Source organism: Nocardia sp. NPDC003345 (genome assembly GCF_053589395.1).
This window is the reverse complement of the sequence record NZ_JBSFRU010000355.1, coordinates 1-6,370: the sequence shown is the minus strand read 5'-3', so window position 1 is coordinate 6,370 and position 6,370 is coordinate 1. Positions and strand designations below refer to the sequence as shown.

Annotated in this window: 5 protein-coding genes; all 5 read right to left on the bottom strand. The window is 70.0% G+C overall.

Features of this window, described 5'->3' with window-relative positions; translation table 11 throughout:
- On the bottom strand, window positions 1–197 hold a 197-nt coding region (locus ACWDU1_RS27755), incomplete at its 3' end, for a roadblock/LC7 domain-containing protein (protein ID WP_450002926.1).
- Complete coding sequence (locus ACWDU1_RS27750) at window positions 194–2,695, bottom strand: sensor histidine kinase (RefSeq protein WP_450002924.1); 2,502 nt, start codon at window positions 2,693–2,695, stop codon at window positions 194–196. The genes ACWDU1_RS27750 and ACWDU1_RS27755, both read right to left, overlap by 4 nt.
- A 235-nt stretch (window positions 2,696–2,930) precedes the next feature.
- Window positions 2,931–3,308, bottom strand: coding sequence for a DUF742 domain-containing protein (locus ACWDU1_RS27745; protein ID WP_450002923.1), 378 nt, complete (start codon window positions 3,306–3,308; stop codon window positions 2,931–2,933).
- Window positions 3,305–5,587 carry a nitrate- and nitrite sensing domain-containing protein gene (locus ACWDU1_RS27740; RefSeq protein WP_450002921.1) on the bottom strand — a complete coding sequence of 761 codons (2,283 nt, stop codon included), beginning with the start codon at window positions 5,585–5,587 and terminating at the stop codon, window positions 3,305–3,307. The genes ACWDU1_RS27745 and ACWDU1_RS27740 overlap by 4 nt, the downstream gene beginning before the upstream one ends.
- Before the next feature lie 287 nt (window positions 5,588–5,874).
- Window positions 5,875–6,249, bottom strand: a complete 375-nt coding sequence (locus tag ACWDU1_RS27735; RefSeq protein ID WP_450002919.1) for a DUF742 domain-containing protein — start codon at window positions 6,247–6,249, stop codon at window positions 5,875–5,877.
- Window positions 6,250–6,370 lie beyond the last annotated feature (121 nt).

Here is a 6,370-nt window from a genome sequence, read left to right as displayed (position 1 = left end):
CTGCCGGCGCTGCGTGCCAGGCTGTGGAATGCCGAGGCCATGGCCGAGAACCGTTCGGCGTCGGCGCGATCGAGCCGGGACGAATATCCCATCAGCAGGCCGTCCGTGGACAGCAGTACCGCCGATTCGGCATCCGGGAGCCCGCCGACCAATTCCTCCAGAAGCCAGCTGAGATCGGTGCGATTGGGAGTGGTCATCGGTCACCTTCCCGTCGGGTGCGGTGGTTGGGGTGGGAGCCGTTCGGCGTGCGGCCGGAGCGGCTGCCGCGCGATATCGCGGACATCCGGTTACGTGCCTGGTCGGGGGTGCGGGGCCGGGCTTCGGTGACGGGCGGGAAGGTCCCGGTGTCCGGATCGGCCGGTTTCCGGCTCCGGCGGGGCAGCGGCGGTTTCCCGCCCTGCCCCGGCTCCTCGTCGCGGTGAGACCACTGCTGCGGCTGCTCGAAGGCGTCGAAGCGCGGGTCGCGGGAGTTGTGGGACATGGGTTCGGGCGGGTGCGAGTCGTAGGGGGCGCCGGGCACCGGCCGGCTGGAGAACGAACTGCGCCACGCGGATTCCGAGCCGTCGGCCCGGGGCGCGGGAGCGGGATACGGCGCAGTCTCTGCCCGGGGCGCTGTGCGTACCACGGGGGTGGTGTGCCGGGCGGCGACGGTGGACTCGGCGCGCGGTGTGGAGTCGACCACCGGTGCCGGTTCGAGAGGCTGCGGCCCGCCGGGCTCGGTGAGCACCGTCGGGATCAGCACGATCGCCTTGATACCGCCGTAGGCCGATTCGGCCAGGCGGACCGCGATATCGTGGCGGGCGGCCAGGGTGGCGACCACGAACAGTCCGAGCCGGGTATCTGCGGTGAGTGCCGCGACGCCGAAATCCGGTGGCTCGGCCAGTGCCTTGTTGCGGGCTTCGATCTCGTCCTCGGGCATCCCGAGCCCCTGGTCGGCGACCTCGACCGCGACACCCCGGCCGACCATGGTCGCCGATACCTCGACCCGGGACTCCGGCGGCGAGAACGTGGTCGCGTTGTCCATCAGCTCGGCGAGCAGATGGATGAGATCGGAGGCGGCCTTCCCGACCACACGGATATCGGGCACCCGGCCGCTGTGCACCCGGGTGTAGTCCTGGCTCTCCGCCGCCGCCGCGCGGATGACATCCCAGAGCGGTACCGGGTTACGCCACCGGCGGCCCGGTTTCTCACCACCGAGCACGATCAGGTTCTCGGCGTGGCGCCGGGCGCGGGTGGCGAGATGGTCGAGTTCGAAGAGCAGTTCGAGCTGGTCGGCGTTCTCCTCGCGGCGTTCGGCCCGGTCCAGCAGGGCCAGCTGGCGGTGCACGGCGAGCTGGTTGCGGTGGGCGATATTCAGGAAGACCGTATGGAACCCGGCCCGGGTCTTGGCCTCGGCCACCGCCGCCGATACCGCGGCCACCTGGGCGCGGTTGAAGGCGTCGGCGACCTCGCCCAGTTCGTCGGTGCCGAAGTCCAGTTTCGCCACCTCGGCGGCGGAATCGACGTCTTCACCCTCGTCGAGGCGCTGCATGAGATCGGGAAGCCGTTTATCGGCCAGTTCCAGGGTGTCGTTGCGCAGGCGCCGCATCCGGGCGATGAAGCGGTTGGCCAGCAGCAGGGCGGCGAGGAAGGCCAGCGCGGTGAGCAGCAGTACCGCCGCTCCACCCGCCAGTGACCGCATCGCCGTATCGTCGCCCTGCGCGCGGGCCGTGGCGTGCGCGTCGTTGCTCTGATCCTCCCAGAGCTTCAGCAGCCGGCCGGTGACCTGGCCCGATGCCTGCTGCCAGGTGTTGATATCCATCGGCAGGGGAGCCGAATCGCCGGCCGCCGATTGTTCGCTCGCGCCGGAGCGGCCGGTTTCGGCGGTGTCCTGGCGCGATTGTCCCGGAGTCTGGGCGCCCCGCCGCATGATGGCGTCCTGCATGGCGATCACCTGCTGGTACGCCGCCGAGTCGGTGATCTCCTGGAGCTGGGCGAGCCGTTCCCCGCGCAGTACCGCGGCCGAATACGCGACCTCGCCCCGGAATTCACCCACATAACGGTTGAACTCGGTCAGCTGGGCGTCGGTCAGCTCGTCGAGAGTGAGGGCGGCCGCGCCGAGTGTATCGGCACTGGACAGTGATTCCGCGGCACGCAGGGGTTCGACGCCGTAACCGAGTGAGATCGCCAGCCCGGCATTCGGCGCCACGCGGGCTGCCAGCATCGATGCCGCGACAATGGTGTCGACCACCGCGCCGAAGAAGCCGAACGCTTCCTCACGGGGGATCGCGCGGGCGTCCACGGCCGCGCGGGTGGCCGGGATACGGCCGAAGAGCTGTACGTATTCCTGTAGTTCGGCTTCCGAGCCCTCGGGGCTCAGCTGCTGGGCGGCATCGTTCTTGGCGACCACCGCGGCCAGGGCGAGATCGGACTCCTTGCGCGCGTCCACCAGCGCCGGCGCCACACCGAGATTGCCCGCCAGATAGAGCGAGGAGAGCCGGCGCTCCTCCTGGAACGCCTGCACCATCGAGATCGCCGGGGTGGTGGTGCTGCTGGCCAGCTCGGCCCACTTCGTGGCATCACGGCCGGATTGCACCAGGTAGGCGGCGGCACCGATACCGATGGTCAGCAGCGCGACACTGGTGATCAGCACGATCGCGAGCAATCGAGTGCGGATTCCGACACGGCCGCGGGTGCGATCCCGTCCGGAACTCATCTTCCTGGCCAGTACTGCGGGGAGAAACCGAAAAGCCAAAATAGGTCCCACTCGTTCCCGGGGGGAGCGCCACCACCACGTTGTCGGTACTGCTCGTCGCCCCAACTTTCCCTGCATTGCGGTGATCCCGGCAATGCCCCATCTGTCTGAGACCCTAGCGAAGAAGAGTCGTTTCAGCCTCCCGGGAGCGGGGGGTCGCACCGGTCGATCACGCGGCGTTCGCCGTGGAGCCCGGTCAGCCGCCCCGGAGACTGTTGGCGATGGTCTTCAGGAGCCCGAGGTCGGCGTGGTCGTCGGTGGTCTGCATCGGTGCGCGGACGGCGAGCCGGCCGTCTTCGATCAGATCGCCGACGAGCACTTTGGTGAGGGTGAGCGGCACCTGGATATGGGCCGATATCTCGGCCACCGACTGCGGTGTGCGGCAGAGCCGGACGATGGCGACGTATTCGGGAGCGGAACGCCGGGGCGCGAGCCCCGCCTCGGTATCGACCACCATGGTGTCGAGAGTGAGCTCCGACCGGCGCGACCGGCCACGGCCGCGGGTCAGCGCGTAGAGCCGGACGACGGGTCCGACCACCTCTTCGTCCCAGGGTTCGTCGTCGGGCGGGTTCACGGTTCGCGCTCACCCTCCGGGTCGGTGGCCGCTCTCGTCTCCGCGCTGTGGCTGCGGCCGGAGCGGGTGCCGCCCTCGATCGCGGCCATCAGATCGCGCGCCTGCTCGGGCGTCCGCTCCGGTGCCGGTCCGGCGGGAGTGACGGCCGCGTTCTCGCCGGTGGTGGGTTCGGCGGACTGGCGGCGCCGGCGCGGCAGCGGTGGTTTGGTGCCCGGGGCGGGAGGGACCGGCAGTTTCTCGGTGACCTGTTCGGCGGCCAGCGCGAGCGCGGGCGCGGCGGAGGCGCCGTTGGTCCGGGTGGGCGATTTCTGCGAGCCGGCGCCCGCGAGCGCGGGTTCCGGCTCCGGCGATTCGAGGGGGACACCCGTCTCGACGAGGGGCCCCGGAATCAGCACGATCGCCTTGAGCCCACCGGATTCCGCCGCGGCCAGCCGCACCGAGACCTCGTGGCGGGCCGCCAGGGTGGCGACCACGAACAGTCCGAGCCGGGTCTGCCCGGTCAGTGCCGCCACCCCGAAATCGGGTGGTTCGGCCAGCAGCCGGTTACGTTCGGCGATCTCCTGCTCGGTCATGCCCAGGCCCTGATCGCTGATCTCCACCGCGACCCCGCGCCCGACCTCCGTCGCCGACACCTCCACCTGGCACTGTGGCGGCGAGAACGCGGTCGCGTTGTCGATCAGTTCCGCGAGCAGATGGATGAGGTCGGCGGTGGCCTGGCCGGCGATATGGACATCGCTGACGTGGCCGATGTGGATCCGGGTGTAGTCCAGGCTCTCGGCCTCCGCCCCCCGGATCAGATCCCACAGCGGAATGGGTTTGCGCCAGCGGCGGCCGGGTTTCTCACCGCCGAGGACGATGAGGTTCTCGGCGTGGCGCCGGGCCCGGGTGGCGAGATGGTCGAGCTGGAACAGCAGTTCGAGCTGATCGGCGTTCTCCTCCTGGCGTTCGGCCCGTTCCAGCAGGGTCAGCTGGCGGTGCACGGTCACCTGGCTGCGATGCGCGATATTGAGGAACACGCTGCGGAATCCGGAGCGGGTGCGCGATTCCGCGACCGCCGCCGAGACGGCCGCGAGCTGGGCCCGGTTGAACGCCTCGGCGACCTCGCCGAGTTCATCGGTGCCGAAGTCGAGGGTGGCCACCTCGGCCGCGGAATCGATCTGCTCGCCGTTGTCGAGGCGGCGCATGATGTCGGGCAGGCGTTCGTCGGCGAGTTCCAGGGTGTCGTGGCGCAACCGGCGCATGCGGGCGACGAACCGGTTCACCATCAGCAGTGCCGCGACGAGGGCCAGCCCGGTGATGAGCAGGATGGCGATACCGCCGACCAGCGAGGTCGCGGCCGTGGTGGTGCCCTCGGTGCGCGCGGTGGCGTGGGCATCGCGGCTCTGATCCTCCCACAGCTTCAGCAATGCCGAGTTGACCTGCTGGGATGCCTCCTGCCAGGCGGGCACGGTGAGCGGCAGGGCCGTATCCGCCCGGCCGGACTGCCCGGAATCCGCGCCCGACCCCTCACCCGCGCCGCGGGAGGACACCGGTCCGCGGAGGATGACCGCGTCCTGCACCTCGACCACCTGGCGCCAGGCGGGGGAGTCGGTGATCGCGCGCAGCTGATCGAGCCGCTCACCCTTCAGTACCGCCGCGGAATAGGCGGCCTGGGCCCGGAACTCGCCCGCGTGCCGGGTGAATTCCAGTAGCTGCCCCGGGGTGAGCTGCCCGCGCATCACGGCCACCACGCCGAGCGCGTCGGCCCTGGACAGGGCCTCGGCGGCGCGCAGCGGTTCCACGCCGTATCCGAGTTCGAGGGCGGTGCTCGCTTCGGGGGCGACCCGGGCCGCGATCAGCGAGGCGGTGAAGATCGTATCGATGACCTCGGTGAAGAAGGTGAACACTTCCTCCCGGGGTACGACGCGGGTGTCGATCGCGTCGCGCATACCGGGTACGCGGTTGTAGAGCGGGCGGAACGTTTCCAGTTCGGCCGCCGACCCGTCGGGATCGAGCCGCTGGGCGGCCTCGCCCTTGTCGATCACGGCGGCCAGCGCGTCGTCGGAGCGTTTACGGGCGGGCACCAGTTTGTCCGCCGCGGTCGGATCCCCTTCCAGGAACAGCAGGGTGAGTCGGCGTTCCTCCTGGAACGACTGCACCATCGAGATGACCGGGGTGGTGGTGCTGCTGATCAGGTTGGCCCACACCGTGGCCTTCAGGCTGGAGAACAGCAGATATCCGGCGGTGCCGGTGCCGACCGCGAGCAGGGTGACGCTGGTGACCAGAACTATCGCGAGCATCCGGGTGCGGATCCCGATCCGGCCGCGAAACCCCTTTCCGCCGAAATCGGCCGCCCGGGTCAAAGACCCGGGTAGGCGGCGCAGACCTGCCACTATCGATCAACTCGTTCCCGGCGATGCGCCCGTACGACATCCCGGCGCCCGGCCCATCACCCAATTCTCGGCGTCGCCACAAACTCCGGACGACGCATCGGGTTTCGTCCGGAGACCATAGCAAGTCGCCCGCTCGGCCGGTGACGGGTCTCACCGAGCGGTCCACGATGTTTCGATTGTGACGGGGTGTGAGATCAGCCTCCCCGCAGGCTGTGGGCTATCGTCCGCAGCAGGTCGAGATCGGGAGCGGCGTCGGTGGTCTCGACCGGGGCGCGCACGATCAGCCGGCCGTCGTCGATGAGATCGGCGATCAGGATCTTGGTCAGCGCGAGCGGGAGATGCAGTTGCGCCGATACTTCGGCCACCGATTGCGGATGCCGGCAGAGCCGGATGATGTCGAGGTACTCGGGTTCGGTACGCCGCGGTGCGAACCCGGCGCCGGCATCGACCACCCTGGTGTCGAGGGTGAGATCGGCCCGTGCGGAACGACCTCTGCCGCGGGTCACCGCGTAGAGGCGTACGACCGGTCCGGCATCCTCCTCGTCCCAGGGGTCGTGCGGGGCGTTCACGGCAGTCTCGCGCCGTTCGGATACGGGCGGGCCTCGACCGCGAGGTGTGCGCCGACCCGCGCGACGGTGCGGTTCATCTCGTAGGCCACCATGCCCATATCGGCCGCGTCGTCGGCCAGCA

What these genes read in the sequence shown, in the direction of transcription:
- ACWDU1_RS27750 (WP_450002924.1), bottom strand. Translation starts at nt 2,695, where the DNA reads ATGAGTTCCGGACGGGATCGCACCCGCGGCCGTGTCGGAATCCGCACT.
- ACWDU1_RS27740 (WP_450002921.1), bottom strand. Translation starts at nt 5,587, where the DNA reads ATGCTCGCGATAGTTCTGGTCACCAGCGTCACCCTGCTCGCGGTCGGC.